This window comes from Rhodococcus sp. HNM0563, assembly GCF_012726195.1.
GTDB lineage: Bacteria > Actinomycetota > Actinomycetes > Mycobacteriales > Mycobacteriaceae > Rhodococcus.
The window spans coordinates 58,563-79,543 of the sequence record NZ_JAASAF010000002.1; the positions used below are offsets into that span (position 1 = coordinate 58,563).

At 66.7% G+C, this 20,981-nt stretch carries 16 protein-coding genes; 8 read left to right on the forward strand and 8 right to left on the reverse strand.

What is annotated here, in order from left to right; all coding sequences use genetic code 11:
- Positions 1–46: 46 nt before the first annotated feature.
- The 6 genes from HCA61_RS04180 to htpG all read right to left on the reverse strand — a co-directional run bounded on the left by HCA61_RS04180 (position 47) and on the right by htpG (position 7,790).
- Complete coding sequence (locus HCA61_RS04180) at positions 47–982, reverse strand: alpha/beta hydrolase family protein (RefSeq protein WP_169686938.1); 936 nt, start codon at positions 980–982, stop codon at positions 47–49.
- Positions 983–1,276: 294 nt separating this feature from the next.
- Positions 1,277–2,263 carry an alpha/beta hydrolase family protein gene (locus HCA61_RS04185; protein WP_346777483.1) on the reverse strand — a complete coding sequence of 329 codons (987 nt, stop codon included), beginning with the start codon at positions 2,261–2,263 and terminating at the stop codon, positions 1,277–1,279.
- A 276-nt stretch (positions 2,264–2,539) separates the two neighbouring features.
- A complete protein-coding gene (groL, locus tag HCA61_RS04190) occupies positions 2,540–4,165 on the reverse strand; it encodes a chaperonin GroEL (RefSeq protein ID WP_169686940.1) in 1,626 nt (541 codons plus the stop codon).
- Positions 4,166–4,441: 276 nt separating this feature from the next.
- Positions 4,442–4,969, reverse strand: coding sequence for a DUF6764 family protein (locus tag HCA61_RS04195; RefSeq protein WP_169686941.1), 528 nt, complete (start codon positions 4,967–4,969; stop codon positions 4,442–4,444).
- Between the two features lie 85 nt (positions 4,970–5,054).
- On the reverse strand, positions 5,055–5,831 hold the full coding sequence (locus HCA61_RS04200) for an HAD-IIA family hydrolase (RefSeq protein ID WP_169686942.1): 777 nt from the start codon (positions 5,829–5,831) through the stop codon (positions 5,055–5,057).
- 33 nt (positions 5,832–5,864) lie between these two features.
- Positions 5,865–7,790, reverse strand: coding sequence for a molecular chaperone HtpG (gene htpG / locus HCA61_RS04205; RefSeq protein ID WP_169686943.1), 1,926 nt, complete (start codon positions 7,788–7,790; stop codon positions 5,865–5,867).
- Between the two features lie 124 nt (positions 7,791–7,914).
- Here htpG and HCA61_RS04210 point away from each other — a divergent pair, with 124 nt between their 5' ends.
- Positions 7,915–9,177, forward strand: a complete 1,263-nt coding sequence (locus HCA61_RS04210; RefSeq protein ID WP_169686944.1) for an FAD-dependent oxidoreductase — start codon at positions 7,915–7,917, stop codon at positions 9,175–9,177.
- Here HCA61_RS04210 and HCA61_RS04215 read toward each other — a convergent pair.
- Positions 9,151–9,708: a PadR family transcriptional regulator gene (locus HCA61_RS04215; RefSeq protein WP_169686945.1), complete on the reverse strand. Its 558-nt coding sequence runs from the start codon at positions 9,706–9,708 to the stop codon at positions 9,151–9,153. The two genes, HCA61_RS04210 and HCA61_RS04215, sit on opposite strands and share 27 nt — an antisense overlap.
- A 125-nt stretch (positions 9,709–9,833) precedes the next feature.
- On the opposite strand from HCA61_RS04215, the gene HCA61_RS04220 reads away from it, so the two are divergent.
- Positions 9,834–10,424 (forward strand): DUF1707 domain-containing protein, encoded by a 591-nt coding sequence (locus HCA61_RS04220; protein WP_206039656.1) that lies wholly within the window; start codon positions 9,834–9,836, stop codon positions 10,422–10,424.
- A 123-nt stretch (positions 10,425–10,547) separates the two neighbouring features.
- Here HCA61_RS04220 and HCA61_RS04225 read toward each other — a convergent pair whose 3' ends face one another.
- Positions 10,548–11,696 carry an RNA-guided endonuclease TnpB family protein gene (locus HCA61_RS04225; protein WP_169686946.1) on the reverse strand — a complete coding sequence of 383 codons (1,149 nt, stop codon included), beginning with the start codon at positions 11,694–11,696 and terminating at the stop codon, positions 10,548–10,550.
- Positions 11,697–11,841: 145 nt separating this feature from the next.
- Between HCA61_RS04225 and HCA61_RS04230 the strand changes: the two genes are divergently transcribed.
- The 6 genes from HCA61_RS04230 (at position 11,842) to HCA61_RS04255 (ending at position 20,961) form a co-directional block, all read left to right on the forward strand.
- A complete protein-coding gene (locus HCA61_RS04230; RefSeq protein WP_169686947.1) occupies positions 11,842–15,282 on the forward strand; it encodes a TM0106 family RecB-like putative nuclease in 3,441 nt (1,146 codons plus the stop codon).
- 77 nt (positions 15,283–15,359) lie between these two features.
- On the forward strand, positions 15,360–15,824 hold the full coding sequence (locus HCA61_RS04235; protein WP_169686948.1) for an SRPBCC family protein: 465 nt from the start codon (positions 15,360–15,362) through the stop codon (positions 15,822–15,824).
- 85 nt (positions 15,825–15,909) lie between these two features.
- Positions 15,910–16,638: a phosphatidylserine decarboxylase gene (locus tag HCA61_RS04240; protein WP_169686949.1), complete on the forward strand. Its 729-nt coding sequence runs from the start codon at positions 15,910–15,912 to the stop codon at positions 16,636–16,638.
- A 65-nt stretch (positions 16,639–16,703) separates the two neighbouring features.
- Complete coding sequence (locus HCA61_RS04245; RefSeq protein ID WP_169687421.1) at positions 16,704–17,558, forward strand: phosphatidylcholine/phosphatidylserine synthase; 855 nt, start codon at positions 16,704–16,706, stop codon at positions 17,556–17,558.
- 21 nt (positions 17,559–17,579) lie between these two features.
- Positions 17,580–19,781 carry an AAA family ATPase gene (locus HCA61_RS04250; RefSeq protein WP_169686950.1) on the forward strand — a complete coding sequence of 734 codons (2,202 nt, stop codon included), beginning with the start codon at positions 17,580–17,582 and terminating at the stop codon, positions 19,779–19,781.
- A gap of 1 nt (position 19,782) precedes the next feature.
- Positions 19,783–20,961: a hypothetical protein gene (locus tag HCA61_RS04255; protein ID WP_169686951.1), complete on the forward strand. Its 1,179-nt coding sequence runs from the start codon at positions 19,783–19,785 to the stop codon at positions 20,959–20,961.
- Positions 20,962–20,981: the final 20 nt, after the last annotated feature.

Sequence of the window (20,981 nt, forward strand, 5' to 3'; positions counted from 1 at the left end):
CAATCGACCGCCCGGCCGGAGGCAGGGCCGCGAGCCACTCACACGATCACAATCCGATAGAGCCCGCAATCATCGGCCAGGAAGCGTGGAGATCGTCCTGCCAATAGCCCCACGAATGTGTTCCCCGGGAGCGGAATTCGAACGTTGCAGGGATACCCAGCTCATCGAGCCGCGACGCCAGACGGTGCGTGCAGTCGTTCACTGCGGCCTCGATGACACCCCCGACAACGATCTGATTCAACAGAAGCCCGGGATCGCCTTCGACCGATCTCGCCCCCAGGTTCTCGTGTGGCCCCGGCAGCCCGGTCGCAGACGAGATGTACAGGTCGATACCCCGCAACTTCTCCGCGTTGACGTACGGGTCGTTTGCGACCCAGCCGGGCCCATCGAGCGGGCCCCACATGTTCTCGACATCCGCCTCCCCACGACTCTCGACGACGGTACGGACATAGAGCTGCCCCAGCTCCGTACTGGTCTCGGCACACCCGCTGTACGCCCCGACCGCCTCGTACAGCGACGGCTCCTCGATCGCCAGACTCAAGACAGAGGTTCCCGACATCGACAGCCCCGCAATTGCATTCACACCCGTGGTACCGAACGTCTCGTCGACAATCGGCGGCAACTCCTGCGTGAGGAACGTCGTCCACTTGTTCCGGCCGAGCGCCGGGTCGTCGCGCTCCCAATCGGTGTAATAGGTGAACGACCCATCGAGCGGAGTGACGACATTGACGTTCTTGTCGGCGAAGAACTCATCGATATCGGTACGAGCGTCCCATGTAGCCTTCCCCTCCCCACCTCCGGCCCCGTTCAGCAGGTACAGCGTGGGCCGCGGAACGCTGGTGTCGGCCGGCGTCCGCACTCGGAGCGGGACGACCCGATCCATCGCAGCCGACCAGACGTGCACGATTACCGTACGATCACTTTCGACCTCGATACTGGACAGAACCGAAACCGGTTCGGCGGCAACCTCGGTCGCACACATCACTGACCACACAGATGCGAGCGCAGCAACCGACAACGCCGCACATGTTCGTCGGAACGAGACCACCCGACCCCCTCCCGAATCCTTGGGAACCTGCCGGACGAACGTCGGTCACGACACCCCGCCCGGCCGGAGTGAAACCATTTCTACACCATAAAGCTCCGCAATGGTCACGAAACGGTCAAATTCGCGGAACTCGAGTAGCAGACACAGAAACGGCGAGGACCGGTCAAGAACCGGCCCTCGCCGAAGATGACTGCCGCCACCGTCACAACCCGACGGCTACCGCCACCGTTACAACCCGATGGCCGCTTCCATCATGGGCCACGACTTGTGCAGATCGTCCTCCCAGTAATCCCACGAATGCGTCCCGTTCCGCCATTCGAAGTGCGCGGGGATCTCCAACTCCTCGAGCCGATCCGCGAGGCGCGTCGTGCAGTGGTGAACGGCCGCCTCGATGGTTCCGCCCACGACGAGCTGACCCACCAGACCGAGGGGGTCGTAGTTGATCGACCTCGCGCTCAACCGGTCATGCTCACCCGGAAGGCCGTTCGCCGACGACACATACAACGCGACCCCGCGCAGTTTCTCCGCATTGAGATACGGGTCGTTCGCGATCCAGCCCGGCCCGCCGACCGGACCCCACATGTTCTCGGGATCGCCCCCCTTGACCCGAACCACCGCCTGCACATAGGCCTGGCCCACCGGCGTGCTCGTCTCGGCGCAGCCACTGTACGCACCGACAGCGCGATACAACTCGGGCGCGGCTGTTGCCAGGCCGAGCACCGATGTACCCGACATCGACAGACCCGCAATCGCATTGACCCCGGTGGTCTCGAACTGCTCATCGATGATGGGCGGCAACTCCTCGGTGAGGAACGTCGTCCACTTGTTCCGGCCAAGCGCCGGGTCGTCCTGCTCCCAATCGGTGTAATAGCTGTAGCGTCCGCCCAGCGGAGTCACCACATTGACATTCTTGTCGGCGAAGAACTCATCGACGTCCGTCTGTTCGTCCCATGTGGCGACACCCTCGCCACCACCGGACCCGTTGAGCAGATACAGCGTGGGTCGCGGCTCGCTGGGATCGGCAGGCAACCGCACCCTGAGCGGCACGACGGTGTCCATCGACGCCGAATACACGTGCGCAATGACAGTACGGTCGTTCTCCACCTCGACGTGCGACAGTGCCGAGAGCCGCTCCCCCACGGTCGACGACCCCGGAACCGGCTCGGCCGATACCCCTGCCGGCACACACACCGCAGCCGCCAATCCGACCGTCACGGCACCACACGCACGTCGGAACCACATCGACAAAAGACCCACACCCCTCGAAAAACCGTCCCGTCCCACGGCGAGTCCAACGCTCGCCCCGGCGGCGCTCCCCGACCAGCCCCGAATTACACCATCGTTCTTACACGATTCCGATGTGAAGGTCACGAGAAGGTCAAGATCTTGGTATGCGACACAAACCACACTTCGAACATGCAGCGAGGCCCGACCCCACCGAAGTGGGATCGGGCCTCGCTGTGCAGCTCGGGTGGAGCAGTCAGGACCGGATCAGAAGTCCATGCCGCCCATACCGCCGGTCGGGTCGGCCATGGGAGCAGCGGCCTTCTCCGGCTTGTCGGCCACAACGGCCTCGGTGGTCAGGAACAGAGCCGCGATGGACGCAGCGTTCTGCAGCGCCGAGCGGGTGACCTTGACCGGGTCGTTGATGCCGGCCTCGAGGAGGTCCTCGTAGTCGCCGGTGGCAGCGTTGAGGCCGCTACCTGCAGGCAGGTTGCGAACCTTCTCCGCGACGACGCCGGGCTCGAGACCTGCGTTGAACGCGATCTGCTTCAGCGGAGCCTCGAGGGCAACCTTGACGATGTTGGCACCCGTGGCCTCGTCGCCCTCGAGCTTGAGGTCGTCGAGAACCGGAGCGGCCTGCAGCAGAGCCACGCCACCGCCGGCGACGATGCCCTCTTCGACAGCAGCCTTCGCGTTGCGCACGGCATCTTCGATGCGGTGCTTGCGCTCCTTGAGCTCGACCTCGGTCGCAGCGCCGGCCTTGATGACTGCAACGCCGCCGGCCAGCTTGGCCAGGCGCTCCTGCAGCTTCTCGCGGTCGTAATCCGAATCCGATGCCTCGATCTCGGCGCGGATCTGGTTGACGCGGCCTGCGATGGCGTCGGGATCGCCCGCGCCCTCGACGATGGTGGTCTCGTCCTTGGTGACGACGACCTTGCGGGCCTGGCCGAGCAGCTCGAGACCTGCGGTCTCGAGGGAGAGGCCGACCTCTTCGCTGACAACCTCGCCACCGGTGAGGATGGCGATATCGGCGAGCTGAGCCTTGCGGCGGTCGCCGAAGCCCGGAGCCTTGACGGCGACGGACTTGAAGGTGCCGCGGATCTTGTTCAGGACGAGGGTGGACAGAGCCTCACCCTCGACGTCCTCGGCGATGATGACGAGCGGCTTGCCCGACTGGATGACCTTCTCCAGGAGCGGCAGCAGGTCCTTGACCGTCGAGATCTTGGAGCTGACGAGAAGGATGTACGCGTCCTCGAGGACGGCTTCCTGGCGCTCGGCGTCCGTAGCGAAGTAGAGGGAGATGTAGCCCTTGTCGAAGCGCATGCCCTCGGTCAGCTCGAGCTGGAGGCCGAAGGTGTTCGACTCCTCGACGGTGATGACACCTTCCTTGCCCACCTTGTCGATGGCCTCGGCGATGAGCTCACCGATCGCGGGGTCGCCAGCGGAGATACCGGCGGTCGCAGCGATCTGCTCCTTGGTCTCGACTTCCTTGGCGGTGTCGAGCAGCTTGGCGGTGACGGCCTCGACGGCCTTCTCGATGCCGCGCTTCAGACCCAGCGGGTTGGCGCCGGCAGCGACGTTGCGCAGGCCCTCACGCACGAGCGCCTGAGCGAGAACGGTGGCGGTGGTGGTGCCGTCGCCCGCGACGTCGTCGGTCTTCTTGGCAACTTCCTTGACCAGCTCGGCGCCGATCTTCTCGTACGGATCCTCGAGCTCGATCTCCTTGGCGATGGAGACACCATCGTTGGTGATCGTGGGCGCGCCCCACTTCTTCTCGAGCACGACGTTGCGACCCTTGGGGCCCAACGTCACCTTGACTGCGTCGGCGAGGCTGTTCAGGCCACGCTCGAGGCCGCGACGGGCCTCTTCGTCGAACGCGATGATCTTGGCCATTGCGAAGTGATCCTCCGGATATCGGGGTGACACCTAGGACGGCCGCTCGTCGGGACGCCCCGTTGTTGTGCATTCGGTCGGAATCAGTGCCCGCGACGGACGACCAGGGGTGTCGATATTTCCCGGCCTCACCTTCCCGACCTGGCACTCCCTCATTGCGAGTGCCAACTGCATTTTTAGCACTCGAGGGTGGCGAGTGCAAGGTTACCGGCACTCGACCACCCTCGTCGCGGTGCAGAAGTTTTCTGCACGCATCAACTAACGACGCTGCATCGACTAGCGACGTGTAGAGCCCACACCCACGGCGCACCACTGCCCCGTGGCGGTGTTGACAGCGAACGACTGGGCACCGACGCAGGTGACACCGGTCGTGTCCGCCGTCGCTCCCGAACCCCAGCCCGCCACCGACAAAGTGGTCGCCGGACCCTGCGCCCACGAATGACTCAGGCCGCCACCGAGCGCGAACGCGTACGACCGCCCACCGTCACGCGCTGCGCTGAGCGCCGTACCGAACCCGGTTGCCTGGGATTCGGCCGTACCCGCGGACTCGGCGACCGACACCGCAGTGCCGCTGTCGGCTGCCGATGCCCGCGCAAAACCCTCACCGGTGGTCGTCGCACCACAGCTCGCCGTGTCCGACACCAGGATCTGATTCTCGGACGGCGGCGACACACACGTCACCGGCGCGGCCGACGCCGTACCCGTGCCCACCAAGGCAAACGATGCTGCCCCGACTGCAACCGCCGCGAAGGCCTGCGCAATACGACGACCGGAAAGGACGGACCGGAGAGAACGAATGGACAAGAAGTGCTCCTCTGCGCTGGAAGAAGGAGGGAGAAAGCCCCCGCGCGCAGGGTACCGGGCAGCGATGCAGGACGCGAGAGCCCGATCACACCGCTCGAAGAAGTTCCGGAAGATCGGCGACCGAGTCGAGCACGTGATCGGGGCGGTCGACGGCGAGCTCGAGCACGGACTGCCGAAATTTTCCCGTACGCACCAGAACTCCTGTCATTCCGAGCCGCTGCCCGGGAAGCACCTCGCCGTACAGATCGTCACCGACCACGACCATGCGAGAGGGGTCGACATCCATGATGTCCGCAGCTGCAAGGAATCCCTGCATCGATGGCTTCCCTACCGCCACTACCGACTGACCGGCGAGCTCCTCCAACCCGGCAAGGTAGGCACCGGTATCGAGGTGCAGCCCGTCGGTTCCCTGCCAGCTCGCCGCGCGGTGCATCGCGACGACAGGTACACCGTCGAGCATCAACTCGGCAACGCGGCTCAAAGTCCGATGCGTGAACATCTCCCCTGCACCGCCGAGCACCACCACCTCGGGCTCGTCTTCGTCCCGTTCGACCCCATCGAGGTCGGCATCGACATTGCCGTCGTTGAGCACCCAGCACCGGCGCCCCGGATAGGTTTGCTTCAGATACTCGGCCGTGAGCGATGCGGCGGTGACGATCTCGCTCGGCTCGACGGGCATGCCGAGATCGCTGAGCGTTGCAGCGATCTCGGCACACGTCCGTGACGTGGTGTTGGTCAGGAAGGCTCGCGCCACACCATCTTCTCGGAGACCCGCGAGGACCTCGGCGGCGCCCGGGACCGGCTTCCAGGACGTCACGATCACGCCCTCGATGTCGAACAGCACTCCCGCCACGTCAGTCATACCCCCGAGCCTATCGCCCCGAGAGGGCCTGCTTCAGACCGTGCGGGCAAGCCGGTCCGCGAGCAGATGAGTGAAGCGTGCGGGATCGTCGACCTCGCCGCCCTCGGCGATCAAGGCCATCCCGTACAGCAACTCCGCAGTCTCGGCGAGAGCCGGATCGTCCGGATTACCGCCGTGCGCCGTGCGCAACCCCGAAACCAGAGGGTGCCCGGGATTCAGCTCGAGGATTCGCTTGGTCTGCGGCACCGGCTGGCCCGACGCCTTGTACATGCGCTCGAGCGCAGGCGACATGCTGAAAGTGTCGCCCACGATGCACGCGGGCGACGTCGTCAGGCGGGACGACAGACGCACCTCCTTGACGTACTCGTCGAGGCTGCTCTTCATCCACGTCAGGAGATCACCGAACTCTTTCTCCTGCTCCTCACGTTCGGCTTCGGCCGCCTTCTTCTCGTCCTCGGTGTCGAGATCCACCTCGCCCTTCGCCACCGACCGGAACGCCTTGCCCTCGAACTCGGGTACCGAGGTCACCCACATCTCGTCGACGGGGTCGGTCAGCAACAGCACCTCGATTCCCTTCGCCGTGAATGCCTCCATGTGCGGGGAGCTCTCCAGCAGCTGACGGGACTCGCCGGTGAGGTAGTAGATCTCGTCCTGGCCGTCCTTCATGCGCTCGACGTATCCGGCGAGCGTGGTCTGCTCGTCGGCGCTCGCCGTGGAGTCGAACGACGAGATCGCGAGCAGCGTGTCGCGGTTGTCGGTGTCGGAGATCAGACCTTCCTTGAGGACGCGGCCGAACTCGTTCCAGAAGGTCCGGTACTTGTCGGCATCCTGGATCGCCATGTCCTTGACGGTGGACAGGACCTTCTTCGTGAGACGACGACGGATGGCCCGGATCTGGCGGTCCTGTTGCAGGATCTCGCGGGAGACATTGAGCGACAGGTCCTGCGCATCGACGACACCCTTGACGAAGCGCAGGTACTCGGGGATGAGGTCTTCGCAGTCGTCCATGATGAACACGCGCTTGACGTAGAGCTGGATGCCCGTCTTGCGCTCGCGGGCGAACAGGTCGAACGGCGCATGCGACGGAATGAACAGCAGCGCTTGATATTCGAAGGTTCCTTCGGCGCGCATCGGGATGATCTCGAGCGGTTCGTCCCACGCGTGGGCGACGTGCTTGTAGAACTCGTGGTACTCGTCGTCGGACACCTCGTCGCGCGAGCGTGCCCACAGGGCCTTCTGCGAGTTGAGGGTCTTGGTCTCGAAGGTGACCTCGTCGGCGCCGTCCTCGCCCTTGGTGGTCCGGGAGACCTCCATGCGGATGGGCCACGCGATGAAATCGGAGTACTTCTTGACGATCTCCTCGAGTTTCCACTGCGAGGTGTAGTCGAAAAGATGGTCGTCGGCATCCTCGGGCTTGAGATGCAGGGTGACCGATGTTCCCTGCGGCGCGTCTTCGACGTCTTCGATCGTGTAGGTGGATTCGCCACTCGACTCCCACCGGGTTCCGAGGTCCTGCCCCGGCTTGTGGGTGACGAGCGTGACCTTGTCTGCCACCATGAACGCCGAGTAGAAACCGATGCCGAACTGGCCGATCAGTTCCTCCGATGCCGCGGCGTCCTTGGCCTCACGAAGTTTCTTTCGCAGCTCCCCGGTGCCAGACCTTGCGAGGGTGCCGATGAGTTCGACAACCTCGTCGCGCGACATGCCGATACCGTTGTCGCGGATGGTCAGCGTGCGGGCGTCCTTGTCGACATCGAGCTCGATGTGCAAATCGGACGTATCGACCTTCAGGTCCTTGTTCTGGAACGACTCCAGGCGGAGTTTGTCCAGTGCGTCGGACGCATTGGAGATCAACTCACGCAGGAAGGTGTCCTTGTTGGAGTAGATCGAGTGGATCATCAGATCCAGCAGCTGGCGCGCCTCGGCCTGGAACTCGCGCTGTTCGACGTGTGTGCTCAACTCACTGTCCCCTTCGACAAGCAGATTTCCCCCTCGAATATTAGGACGGCCCGCGACACGCGTGCAGAAGCCCCCGATGGCGCCATGATGGAGGGACGTACCTCTGCGTCGACAGGAGTTGGTCATGACGATTCGTCGAGTGGCCGTGGCCGGTGCCGGCATCGTGGGGCTGTCCACCGCGTGGTTTCTGCAGGACCGAGGTGTGGCCGTCACGGTCGTCGACCGGGCAGCCGTCGCACCGGACGCCACTGAGGCGAGCGAACGCGCGTCGTGGGGCAACGCCGGTTGGCTCGCGCCGGCCCTGACCCTGCCACTACCCGAGCCGTCGATCCTGAAGTACGGGCTGCGAGCGATGCTCACGCCGTCGTCACCGGTATACGTGCCGCCCACGCTCGACCCGAAGCTGATCCGCTTCCTCGCGGATTTCGCCCGGCACTGCACCACACGACATCAGATGGCGGCACTGGAGGTGTTCGCTCAGGTCAACAGGGTTGCACTGGGGGCATACGACGACCTGGCGGACGGTGGCGTTGCCGAGCAGACCCGCGACGCCGACCCCTTCCTCGCGGCGTTCACCGCGGAAACCGACCGCGACCACCTGCTCGAGGAATTCGATCACGTGCGAGCAACGGGAGGCGAGGTCGACTACGAGGTCCTCGACGCCGAGACCGTGCACTCCCTCGAACCCCTGCTCAGCGACAAGGTGCGCGCGGGAGTGAGGATCCGCGGTCAACGATTCATCGATCCCCCACGGTTCGTCGCCTCGCTCGCGGATGCGGTGCGAGCACGAGGTGGTGAGATCATCACCGGCTTCGACGTCAGCGAGGTGCGCGACCCCGGCAACGGCATGGTCGACGTGATCTCCGCCGACGGGAGTGACGTGTCCGTCGATGCGGTGGTCCTCGCGACGGGAGCGCGGCTGAATGCACTTGCCCACGACTTCGGGGTGCGCACCCTGGTTCAGGCCGGTCGCGGGTACAGCTTCAGTGTGGTCCCCGGCGAACTTCCCAAGAACCCGGTGTATTTCCCTGTGCAGCGCGTCGCCTGCACTCCCCTGCACGACCGGTTCCGCATCGCCGGGATGATGGAGTTCCGCCGCCCCGACGCACCGCTCGATCCACGACGGGTCCGCGCGATCGTCGACACGACCCGCCCGCTCCTGCGCGACGTCGACTGGGCCGGCCGGAGTGAGGAATGGGTCGGTTCGAGACCGTGCACGGCGGACGGGTTGCCGTTGATCGGCGGCACCCGATCACCGCGCGTGTTCGTCGCGGGCGGTCACGGTATGTGGGGAGTCGCGCTCGGACCGCTGACGGGTCGGCTGCTCGCGGGTGCGATGACAGGCCACACCGATCCGGTGCTACGGCATTTCGATCCGCTCCGTTGACGGACTCTGCTGCCGGTTCGCGAGACGTGCGTCCATGCCCTCGAGCCACGTGAGCGCCGCGCGTTCGTATGCGATTCCGAACTCGACGGTGGCAGCGGAGAAGTCCGGCAGGTCGTGGTGGGCCATGAGGTCTTCGTAACCGGCGAGTTGCTTCTCGTGTGCGGCCCGATAGTGCGCGAGTATCTCGGCAAGCCGTTCCGGACTCAGGTGGTCGGCGAAAGCGACGGTGAGGAGCAACGGGTGCCGGATGTTCTCCGGTCCGGGGTCACGCTCGATCCATTCGGCGAACGCCTGCCGGCCGGTGTCGGTGAGTGTGTAGGGCTTGCGGTCGCGCGGTCCCTTCTCACCGGGCACGATCATGCCGTCTCGTTCCATCGCGGCAAGTTCCCGATACACCTGGCTGGTAGTGAGCGACCAGAACTTGCCGATCCGCTCCTGCGCCGTGGTCACCAGGTCCCACCCCGTCATCGGACCCTCGTGCAGAAAACCCAGCAGCGACGCTGCCGTCGCGTTGAGCGGACGTCCGGCCATCACGCGCTCCCTTCATCCCGTCATCGGGGAAACCGTTGACATTCCACTGTGTCATATCCATCATGGAAGCAACGACATTCCACAATGGAAGCTCATCAGGGCAGGAAATCTCCGCTGGAGGACCCATGGCCACCGAGAACCCCTACATTCCCGACTCCGACGGGATTTCCGATTCCGAACGCGAGCGGTTCGTCGACGAACTTGCACAGCATGTCGGCAGCGGGCGCCTCACCATCGACGAGTTCGACACCCGTGCCTCCGCCGTCTACGCATCGACGACCGTCGCCGAGGCGCGCGCGCAGTTCACCGACCTTCCGCGGTCCGCTCCTCCAGCGCCGACCACAGCACGTGCTCGTCGACGACTTCCCGTCCATCAGAGGATCGAGTGGACTGCGTGGCTCGGCGTAAGCGCGATCAACGTGCTGGTCTGGGCCTTGGTGTCGCTCGGGACGGCATCGATGGTCTACCCGTGGCCGCTGTGGGTCATCGGCCCGTGGGGCCTGGTACTCCTCGGCCGGACCGTGCTCGGAATCGAAGGAGGCGGATGCTCCTCGCGCGCACACGACCCACGACGAGACGCCGCCCGGGCAGCAATGCTCGCCCGCCGGGAGGCGATGCGCGCCCACTCGATCGCGCACCGGGGACAGCTCCGCTGCGCACCGCTCGCACAGACACAGACACGACCGCTCGCAGCGACCTCGCATCGGCGTTGGTAACTCCGTCCCCCCGCGAGGTAGCCGTCAGCTTTGACGTCCTCCCGGCCGTGAACGACCGAGATTCCTACCAGCGCCCGCTCGGCGCTTTCGGTGGGTTCCTGTTTCACAGGGACATACCTTCCGCTATGCGGCAGGATTTACAGTCCCTCCGCAGGCGTTTCGCCTCTCCGCCCGTCCGGCGGCGAGGATGTTCTCGGCTGCATTCAGATCCCGGTCATGGACCACACCACACCCCGGACAGGTCCATTCCCGCACCGACAACGGTTTCGGACCGTCCGACACGCCGCACACCGAGCACAACTGACTCGACGGGAACCACCGGTCCACCCGCTGGAAGGTCCGCCCATAGCGGGCGGCCTTCTCCTCCAGCATGCGGGTGAACATCCCCCACCCGGCATCGTGCACCGACTTCGCCAACCGCGTCCGCCCCAGGCCCGCGACACACAGATCCTCGACATACACCGCTTGGTTCTCGCGGACGATCGTCGTGGAGTGCTTGTGTGCCCAATCCTTGTGGGCGTCGGCCACCTTCGCGTGAGCTTTGGCGACCTCGAGGCGGGCCTTTGCCCGGTTCTTGCTGCCCTTCTCCTTTCGGGACAGATTCTGCTGCGCTTTGCGGAGTCTGCGTTCGGCACGTCGGAAGAACCTCGGCGACTCGATGACCTTCCCGTCCGACAGGACCGCGAACGTGGTGAGCCCGAGATCGATCCCCACCTCGCGGTCGAGTTCGGGCATCGGTTCGTCGGTGGTCTCCACCACGAACGACACGAAGTACCGACCCGCCGAATCCCTGATGACCGTGACGCTGCTCGGCTCGGACGGCAACTCCCGTGACCACGCCACCTTCAGCTCGCCCACCTTCGCGATATACAGCTTCCGGTTGCCTCGGATACTGAACCCGTTCCGAGTGAGCCGTATCGACTGCCGATTGTCCTTGCGAGACCGGAACCGCGGAGCCCCGACCTTGCGGCCCTTCCGCTTCCCCGACAGCGAATCGAACCAATTCCGATACGCGCGCCGCGCGTCCTGACAGGCCTGGACCAACACCACCGACGCCACCTCGGCCAGCCACACCCGCTGCGGAGTTTTCTTCGCTGCGGTGACCACCCACCGCTGCACGTCGGTGTCCGAGACCCTCACTCCCGCTGCGTACGCGTCCTGCCGGGCGCGCAGTGCATCGTTGAACACCACCCGCGCGCAGCCGAACGAACGGGCCAGCATGTCCTGCTGGCCGGGCGTCGGATACACGCGGTATTGGTATCGCAGTTGCACGCCCGCACCGTACAAGCGACCACCGACACACACCGGTCGAGAGATCGGCTGTCCCGGCCGTGAACTGACGGGCTCGCGCCGACGATAGTGCTGTCACCCGCGTCTGCCATAGTCGGGCAACGACACCACGCGGGAGGCGGCGCCGATGTTTCTGCTCGACGATGTGCTGGTCTACAGCTCGCGCGATCTGGCCGATGCCGCCCGGTGCGAGTTCTCACTGCTCAGCACGGTCGACGCTGTCCTCGGTCGCGGGCCACGACCCACTGCCGTCGACGATCCGATGCTCGATCGCACCGCCCGTCTCGGTGGCGCCCACGAGCAACGCGTCCTGGACCGCTACCGTGACGAATTCGGCGACGGTGTCGTGCAGATCGCCCGCCCCGATCACACCCGCGAGGGCTACGACGCTGCTGCCCGCGCCACGTTCGAGGCCGCCCGATCGGGTGCCGACGTCATCTACCAGGGCACGTTCTTCGACGGCCGGTTCGTGGGGTTCTGTGATTTCCTCGTCCGCACCGGCGAGACATACGCCGTGTACGACACGAAACTCGCCCGACACGCGCGAGTCGAGGCGCTGTTGCAGCTCGCCGCCTACGCCGACGCCCTCGCACACACCGGAATCCCGGTCGCGCCGCACGCACACCTGATCCTCGGCGACGGCACGATCGCGTCGTACCCCCTCGCCGACATCGCTCCCGTCTACTCGCAGCGCAGGCTGCATCTGCAGCGCCTGGTCGACGGCCATCACCACTCTGGCCTTCCCGTGGGCTGGGCCGACGCGGGGCACACTGCGTGCGGCCGCTGCGACACGTGCGAACCTCAGGTGGCCGCCCACCGCGATCTGCTGCTGGTCGCGGGAATGCGGTCCATACAGCGCGCCCGCCTGATCGCCGGCGGCGTCACGACGATCGACGATCTCTGCACGCGGGAAGAGCCCGTTCCGGGAATGTCGCATCGCACATATGCCGCACTGCGTGCACAAGCGCAGGTACAGCTGCGGCAGGAGCAGACCGGCCAACCGGTCGTCGACGTCTACGAACCGGGGTCCCTTGCCGCACTGCCCGCGCCGGACGACGGAGATATCTTCTTCGACTTCGAGGGCGACCCGCTGTGGTGCGAGGACGGTGGCCCCGACTGGGGACTCGAGTACCTGTTCGGTGTGTTGGAAGGACCAGGTTCGGGCCCGAGTGCGACCGATCCGACGTTCCGCCCGTTCTGGGCTCATACGCGCGCCGAGGAACGACGCGCACTGCTCGATTTCCTCGAGTACGTCGAACAGCGCCGCCGAACGCACCCGAAGATGCACGTCTACCACTACGCACCGTACGAGAAATCCGCACTGCTGCGCCTGGCGGGCCGGCACGGCGTGGGCGAGGAGCAGGTCGACAGCCTGCTCCGCGACGGCGTTCTGGTCGACCTGTATCCGATTGTGCGCGCTACTCTTCGGGCCGGCGAGTCGTCGTACAGCATCAAGAAGCTCGAGCCGCTGTACATGCCGGCGCGGCAGGGTGAGGTGCTCGATGCCGGTGCGTCGATAGTCGCGTATGCGGACTACTGCGATCTCCGCGACGCCGACCGGACCGAAGAGGCCGCAAAGCTGCTCGACTCGATCGCGTCGTACAACGAGGACGACTGCGCATCGACGTGGCGGCTGCGCAACTGGTTACTCGACCGGGCCGCAGAGCACGGTATCGCCACCACCGGGGTCACACCCGAGGAGACCGCGCTCCCCTTCGAACCGCACCCCGCAGAGGTCACGCTCTGGGAGTTCGCGGGCGAGGCAACGAGCAAGCGCACCGACGACCAGCAGGCCGCAGCATTGATGGCGGCCTCGCTCGGCTACCACCGGCGGGAGCGGAAACCGTTCTGGTGGGCCCACTTCGATCGCCTGTCGAATCCGGTGGACGAATGGGCCGACACCCGCGACACGCTCGTCGCGACCTCCGTCGCGGTCGAGGTCGACTGGCACCTGCCGCCGCGCAAGCGCAAGGCCCGGCGTCATCTGGCCGTCACGGGTGATTTCGACACCGGGAGCACGGTGCGCGCCGGGGATTCTGTGTTCGTACTGTACGAAGCGCCGGCACCGGACGGACTACCCGACGGCGGCCCGTGGACGCGGGCGTGGTCGGGCGGGACGATTCTCGAACGCCGGTCCGGCAGCGATTTCCACGATGTGCTCGTGATCGAGGAGTTGCTGCAGACCGACGATGAATATTCGGCTCTGCCGATGGCGATCACGCCCGGTTCCCCGATCGGGGCGGCCAGTATCGAGAAGGCGATCGAAGCGGCCGGCGCCATGTGCGCGTCATTGCCCGATCTGCCGTCCACGGCCGGTGTCGACATCCTGCGAAGGACCCCGCCACGCACCCGTTCCGGCGCGCTCCCTCCGGTCGGCGACGGCGGGTTCCCCGCCGCAATCACCGCTGCCGTCCTCGACCTCGACGACTCGTACGTCGCCGTGCAGGGTCCGCCCGGCACCGGGAAGACGTACACGGGGTCCCGCGTCGTCGCCGCACTCGTCCGCGAGCACGGCTGGCGGGTCGGGGTGGTCGCGCAGTCGCATTCGGTGGTCGAGAACATGCTGGGCGGCATCGTCGAAGCGGGCGTGCCGGGCGAGGTCGTCGCGAAAGCCAAGACAAAGGCCACCGAGCCCACCTGGACACCCGCGAAGGACACCAAGACCTTGACGGGATATCTGGACGGACTCCACGACGGCTACGTCGTCGGCGGCACCGCATGGGATTTCACGAACGCGAACTGCATCACGCCGGGCAGCCTGGATCTGCTGGTCGTCGACGAGGCCGGGCAGTTCTGCCTGTCCAACACCGTCGCCGTCGCGACGAGCGCACGGAATCTATTGCTCCTTGGCGATCCTCAGCAGTTGCCTCAGGTCAGTCAGGGCACACACCCCGAACCCGCCGACGAGTCGGCCCTCGGTTGGCTCGCCGAGGGGCACGGTGCACTGCCCGCCGACCGGGGGTTTTTCCTGTCGCGAACCTGGCGCATGCATCCCGACCTGTGCGCGCGGGTGTCGGACCTGTCGTACGACGGGCGGCTGCTGTCCCAGTCCGGCCACACCACGGCACGCGTCCTCGACGGGCTCTCGCCCGGCGTGCACACCGTCACGGTCGAGCATTTCGGCAACGCGACGTGCTCGGTCGAAGAGAGCGACGAGGTGGTGCGCCGGGTGCAGGCACTGCTGGGCACCGCGTGGCGCGACGACGCAGAAACCGCACCGAGACCGCTCGGGGAAAAGGATGTGCTCGTCGTCGCGCCGTACAACGCGCAGGTAGCGATGATCCGGTCCGGGCTGTCCGATGTCGGGCTGACCCGGGTGGATGTGGGCACGGTCGACAAATTTCAGGGTCGCGAGGCTCCAGTGGTGCTGATGTCGATGACGGCGTCGGCGATCGAGGACGTACCGCGCGGGATGTCGTTCCTGCTCTCACGAAACCGGCTCAACGTCGCGCTCTCACGAGGACAGTGGTGTGCGATCGTCATCCGCTCGCGCGCACTGACCGATCACCTGCCGTCGACGCCCGAGGAGCTGGTCGATCTCGGAGCGTTCCTGCGATCGACCCGGTGACCGTCGCCACGTCGTCGGATACGATCGACGCCAGAATTTTTGTGACCACGAGTATCAGATACCGAGCAGGAGCAGACATGTCGAAGACACTCGAAGCCACCATCGACGTAGCAGCAGACCCGAACCGGGTGTGGAACGTCGTCTCGGATCTACAGCGCATGGGCGAGTGGAGCCCCCAATGCCGGAAGATGATCATCCGAGGGGGCAGCGTCGGCGCAGGAACCTCGACGATCAACATCAACCGCAAGGGTCTCCTCGTGTGGCCGACCACATCGAAGGTCCTCACTTTCGAACCCGGTCGCGAATTGCGTTTCCGCGTCAACGAAAACCGCTCGATCTGGTCGTTCGTCCTCGAACCCACCGCGACGGGTACCCGAATCGTGCAGCGTCGCGAAGCCCCCACCGGCACCAGCAAGGTCTCGCAGACCCTCATCAAATACATCCTCGGAGGTCAGGAGAACTTCGACGACGACATGGTCATCGGCATGAATTCCACACTCGCCCGGATCAAGAACGAAGCCGAGGGGAGCGCATCCGTCTGACCACGCGCGTCTATACTCACGTACTCTCGAGTGTCCTGGGGGCAGCCCGGCCGGGTAACCCGATGAACGTGAGTGAAGAGGAGCCGTGGCACGTAAGCCCACACCCGTCGGAACACCACCGACCAGCGGTGCAGCACATGTCGTCGACCTGATCAAGAAGGCGATTCCGCCGCTTCACCCCGGTGGCGTGCCGTTCGTCGCTGCACCCCTGGTGGTGGCCGCACTCGGCCGCAACCGCAAGTGGGTCCGTCGCGCCGGCCTCGCCTCCGCCGCCGCGACGGCGACCTTCTTCCGGCACCCACACCGAGTGCCACCGAACCGGACCGGCATCGCAGTCGCACCCGCCGACGGTGAGGTCGCGCTCGTCGACACGGCCGTCCCACCCGCCGAACTCGGACTCGGCACCGAGCCGCTCCCCCGCGTGAGCATCTTCCTGTCGGTCCTCGATGTACATGTACAGCGCAGCCCCGTCGGCGGCATCGTCCGTAAGGTCGTACACCGCCCCGGGCAGTTCCTCTCCGCTGATCTCGCCGACGCGAGTGAAGTCAACGAACGCACGAGCATGCTGCTCGAGATGCGCGACGGCGCGCTGGTCGGGGTCGTGCAGATCGCCGGTCTGCTTGCCCGGCGCATCGTGTGCGACGCACAGGTCGGCGACACGGTTCCCATCGGCGACACGTACGGACTCATCCGCTTCGGTTCCCGCGTCGATACCTATCTGCCCGCGGGCAGCACACTGCTCGTCGAGCGTGGTCAGCGCACGATCGGAGCCGAGACGGTCATTGCTGCGCTTCCGTCCGCCCCGGTGCTGTGACTCCCCTCAAACCGAACGTCCCGGCAGAGGATGACAACCACGCGACCAGAAGTCGCCCGGCAGCGGTGCGCCTGCTTCCGAGCGTGATCACGATCCTTGCGCTCTCTGCCGGGTTGTCGGCCGTGAAGTTTGCGCTCGACGGGGAACTCGGCATCGCCCTCGGCATGATCGGGGCTGCCGCGGTCCTCGACGCGCTCGACGGTCGCATCGCGCGCTTGCTCGATGCGACCAGCAAGATCGGCGCCGAACTCGACTCGCTTTCCGACGCCATCGCATTCGGCGTCGCGCCCGCGCTCGTGCTGTATGTGACGTTGCTCGACGGCAGCGCGTTGGGCTGGATCATCGCGTTGCTGTACGCGGTGAGCATCGTTCTGCGTCTTGCTCGATTCAACACCCTGCTCGAGGACGACTCCGTCCCCGCCTACGCCCGCGAATACTTCGTGGGCGTGCCGTCACCTGCCGGCGCCATCATCGCGTTGAGCCCGATTGCGGCGTACATCCAGTGGGGAGACGGATGGTGGACCTCGTTCCCACTTGTCGTCGCGTGGACGCTCATCTCCGCCGGCCTGATCGTCAGCAGGATCCCGACCCTCGCGATGAAGTCCGTATCCGTACCGCCGCGTCTCGCGATCCTTCTCCTGGCGCTCGTGGCCGCCGGTGCGGCAGCGCTGGTCACCTACCCGTTCGTCCTGATGCTGGTGCTGGTGGGCGTGTACTTCGTGCACATTCCCTTCGCGATCCGCTCGAAGCGGTGGGTGGCAGCGCGCCCGGCGACATGGGACATCAAACCGTCCGAACGTCGGGCGATCCGCGCCGAGTCCCGCGCGCTGCGGCCCCGCCGCGCCGTCGGCCGGCGCATGCTCACAGCCACGGGGCGTTCCTCGGCGCGCCTCGGGCTGCGTCGCCCGCGCGGAGGCTGACCACGATCTAGGCTCGTGCGGGTGACCACCCCACAACTCGCGCTGACCGTCCGGCTCAACACTTCCGCGGCCGATGCCCGCCGCGGACTCGTCCGCCTGCACCCGGAGGTGCTCACCGCGCTCGGACTCCGCGAATGGGATGCGATCGCGCTCACCGGGGCGCGACGCACCGCGGCCGTCGCGGGGCACGCACCGGCGGGTACCCCCACCGGGACGATCCTGCTCGACGACGTGACGCTCTCCAATACCGGGCTACGCGAGGACGCCACGGTGATCGTCGGATCGGTGACCGTGTACGGAGCACGCTCGGTGACCGTCTCGGGCTCTGCCCTGGCCAGCACCGCGATCCCCGACGCCACCTTGCGGCAGGCGCTGCTCGGCAAGGTCGTCACCGTCGGCGACGCGGTGTCGCTGCTGCCGCGCGATCTCGGCCCCGGAACCAGCAGCGCCGACACCACGCGCGCACTGTCACGGACATTCGGCATCGCCTGGACAACAGAGCTGCTCACCGTCGCGGCGGTCGATCCCTCGGGGCCGGTCAGCATTCAACCGAACACCGCGGTCGCCTGGAGCCACGGGGGTAGCGCCGTGCCCGCGCCCGCGGCGGCCACCACCATGTCGGTCACCGCACCAGTTTCCGGACACGTATCCGAGGCGGAGCCTCAACGGCCGTCGCCGCGTTCCGTCGAAGACCTCGTCGGGTTACAGGCGCAGGTGAGCAAGCTCTCCGAATGGCTCGGGCTCGCCCTCGACGAACCGGAACTGCTGCGAACCCTCGGTGCATCTCCGCACCTGGGTGTGATGATCACCGGCCCCGCGGGGGTCGGAAAGACCACCTTCGCCCGGGCGGTACTCGCGAAGCGTCGCGTCGTCGAAGTCGACGGCCCGAGCGTCGGCGCCCTCGCCGCCGCCGATCGGCTGGCGCGGATCACCGCGGCCGTCGACGCGGTGCAGAGCGGCGGTGTCCTGCTCGTCACCGATGTGGACACCGTGCTGCCTGCCGACGCGGAACCGGTGGCGGCACTGATCGTCGAGCAGCTCCGCCGCGCGGTCGAGACGGACGGTGTTGCGCTTGTCGCGACGTCCGCCGCACCCGACGGCGTCGATCCGCGGATGCGGACACCCGAGCTCTGCGACCGCGAGTTGTCGCTGCCCCTGCCCGACGGGGCCACCCGCCGGGCCCAGCTCGAGGTGCTGTTGAGGGCGGTGCCGTCCACAGGTCTCGACCTCGATGCGATCGCCGAACGCACCCCCGGTTTCGTGGTCGCCGATCTGGCCGCGCTGTGCCGCGAGGCTGCGCTGCGCGCCGCGTCCCGCGCGAGCCGCGACACCGACGAGCCGAAGCTGACTCAGGACGACCTGGTCGGCGCGCTCGAGGTGATCCGGCCGCTGTCCCGCTCGGGCTCGGAGGAGCTGGCGATCGGGAGCGTAAGTCTCGACGACGTGGGCGACATGGTCGAGACGAAGCAGGCGCTGACCGAGGCAGTGCTGTGGCCACTGCAGCATCCCGATTCGTTCGCCCGACTGGGTGTCGATCCGCCTCGCGGGGTGTTGCTGTACGGCCCGCCCGGCTGCGGCAAGACCTTCCTCGTCCGCGCGCTGGCGAGTACCGGGCGATTGAGTGTGCACGCCGTCAAGGGCGCCGAACTGATGGACAAGTGGGTCGGCGCGTCGGAGAAAGCGGTGCGAGAGCTGTTTCAACGTGCGCGGGACTCGGCGCCCTCACTCGTGTTCCTCGACGAGATCGATGCCCTCGCTCCACGCCGCGGCCAGAGTTCGGACTCCGGGGTGTCGGATCGAGTCGTGGCGTCGCTGCTCACCGAGCTCGACGGCGTCGAGCCGCTACGCGACGTCGTCGTGGTCGGGGCGACCAACCGCCCGGATCTGATCGACCCGGCATTGCTGCGTCCCGGGCGGCTCGAACGCCTGGTGTTCGTGCCGCCGCCGGACGCCGAAGCACGCGCCGCGATCCTGAAGACCGCGGGCCGGTCGGTGCCGTTGGACCAGGACGTCGACCTCGATGCGCTCGCCGAAGAGCTCGACGGCTACTCCGCAGCCGACTGCGCCGCGGTGCTGCGCGAAGCCGCGCTGGCCGCGATGCGGCGGCGGGTCGATGCGGCCGCGGTGACCTCCGAGGATGTCGCCGCCGCCCGCGAGGCAGTCAGGCCGTCGCTCGATCCCGTCCAGGTCGAGCATCTACGGGCGTACGCGGACGGACGCTGACATGTCGCCGACCTCGACGTCCGTGCGAGCGAGCGTGCCGGCTGCGCTCGCTGCGGCTGCGTGCGCCGGCGCGGTCGCGGTGTTCGTCCTGATGGTTGGCGAGGCCGCACTCCCGGCCGGCACCCGCAGTGATTTCTCGCCGATGATCACCGCGGTGCTCGCCGTGGTGTCGGTGGTGGGCCTGCAACGGTCGGGATCCCCGCGGACGGCGTGGTCGTTGGGCGCAGGCGCCGTTCTCGTGCTCGGCTCCATCCGCTACCTGGTGCCTGCAGGGGCTTCTGCCGACACCTCGACCGCCGTAGGCCTGGTCGCTTCCGGTACCACGGGAGTACTGCTGGGCACGGCCGTCGCCGGTGCATGGGCGGTGCCGAACGGACCGTGGGCGCTGCTCACCGGTGCGTGGTCTGCGTTTCTCACCGCGGCAGCGGTCGGCATCGAGGTGCCGATCGATTCGGTGCGGTGGACGATCACGCAGTGGCTGCTGGCGCTCGCATTGGTGACGCTCGTTGCCGCGGCACTGACCGCGACGTCCGGCGGTCGTACCCAGCGGTTCGATCCGCAACTTCTCACGGTCACGGCGCTCGCTGCGGGCGTGCTGGCCGTCGGCTACCGCTTGCTCGGCGAACTCGTGACCTCCGAGTCCGGTGCCGGAGGGGCAAGGATGTGGGTGGTGGCGGTGGGCGCTCTCGTGGCGGTGGTGATCGGCGCCGAGGTCACCGCCCGTGTCGTGCCTGCCGGAGACGACCGGTTCGTGCTGGCGGTCATCGGCGCGGTGGCTGCGGCATACCCGGTGATGCTCGAACTGTTCGGTAGCGAGCAGTGGTGGCTGCCGTTGCTCGTGGTCGCGGCCGCCGCTCTCGGCGTGTGTTGTTCCCCGTACATTCCGTACGCGGCCGCGGGTCTCGCGCTGGCCCTGGCGGTCTCGACCGCGGCAGTGTTGTGGCCACAATTCGCCGACAACGTTCCCCTGCCGGTTCGTCTGGCCCTCATCGCCGCGGGCACAGGCCTGGCCCTCGCGTCGTCGCTACCCGGATCCGCGCCGGTTGCCGCACTCGGCTTGTCGCTCCCGGTGCCACTGACCGCCGTGATCGGAGCAGTCTGGTTACTCCCGGCGGACACCATGTGGACGGCTCTCGCACTCGCCGCGACGGGCGCCGTCTGCGCCTGGCAGGTGCGCTGAGCCACACTTTCGCGCACGCA

Coding starts and splice junctions, on each gene's coding strand:
- HCA61_RS04235 (WP_169686948.1), top strand. CDS start 15,360: ATGTCGAAGACACTCGAAGCCACCATCGACGTAGCAGCAGACCCGAAC.
- HCA61_RS04210 (WP_169686944.1), top strand. CDS start 7,915: ATGACGATTCGTCGAGTGGCCGTGGCCGGTGCCGGCATCGTGGGGCTG.
- HCA61_RS04200 (WP_169686942.1), bottom strand. CDS start 5,831: ATGACTGACGTGGCGGGAGTGCTGTTCGACATCGAGGGCGTGATCGTG.
- HCA61_RS04220 (WP_206039656.1), top strand. CDS start 9,834: ATGGCCACCGAGAACCCCTACATTCCCGACTCCGACGGGATTTCCGAT.
- HCA61_RS04230 (WP_169686947.1), top strand. CDS start 11,842: ATGTTTCTGCTCGACGATGTGCTGGTCTACAGCTCGCGCGATCTGGCC.
- groL (WP_169686940.1), bottom strand. CDS start 4,165: ATGGCCAAGATCATCGCGTTCGACGAAGAGGCCCGTCGCGGCCTCGAG.
- HCA61_RS04215 (WP_169686945.1), bottom strand. CDS start 9,708: ATGGCCGGACGTCCGCTCAACGCGACGGCAGCGTCGCTGCTGGGTTTT.
- HCA61_RS04255 (WP_169686951.1), top strand. CDS start 19,783: ATGTCGCCGACCTCGACGTCCGTGCGAGCGAGCGTGCCGGCTGCGCTC.
- HCA61_RS04180 (WP_169686938.1), bottom strand. CDS start 982: ATGTGTGCGACCGAGGTTGCCGCCGAACCGGTTTCGGTTCTGTCCAGT.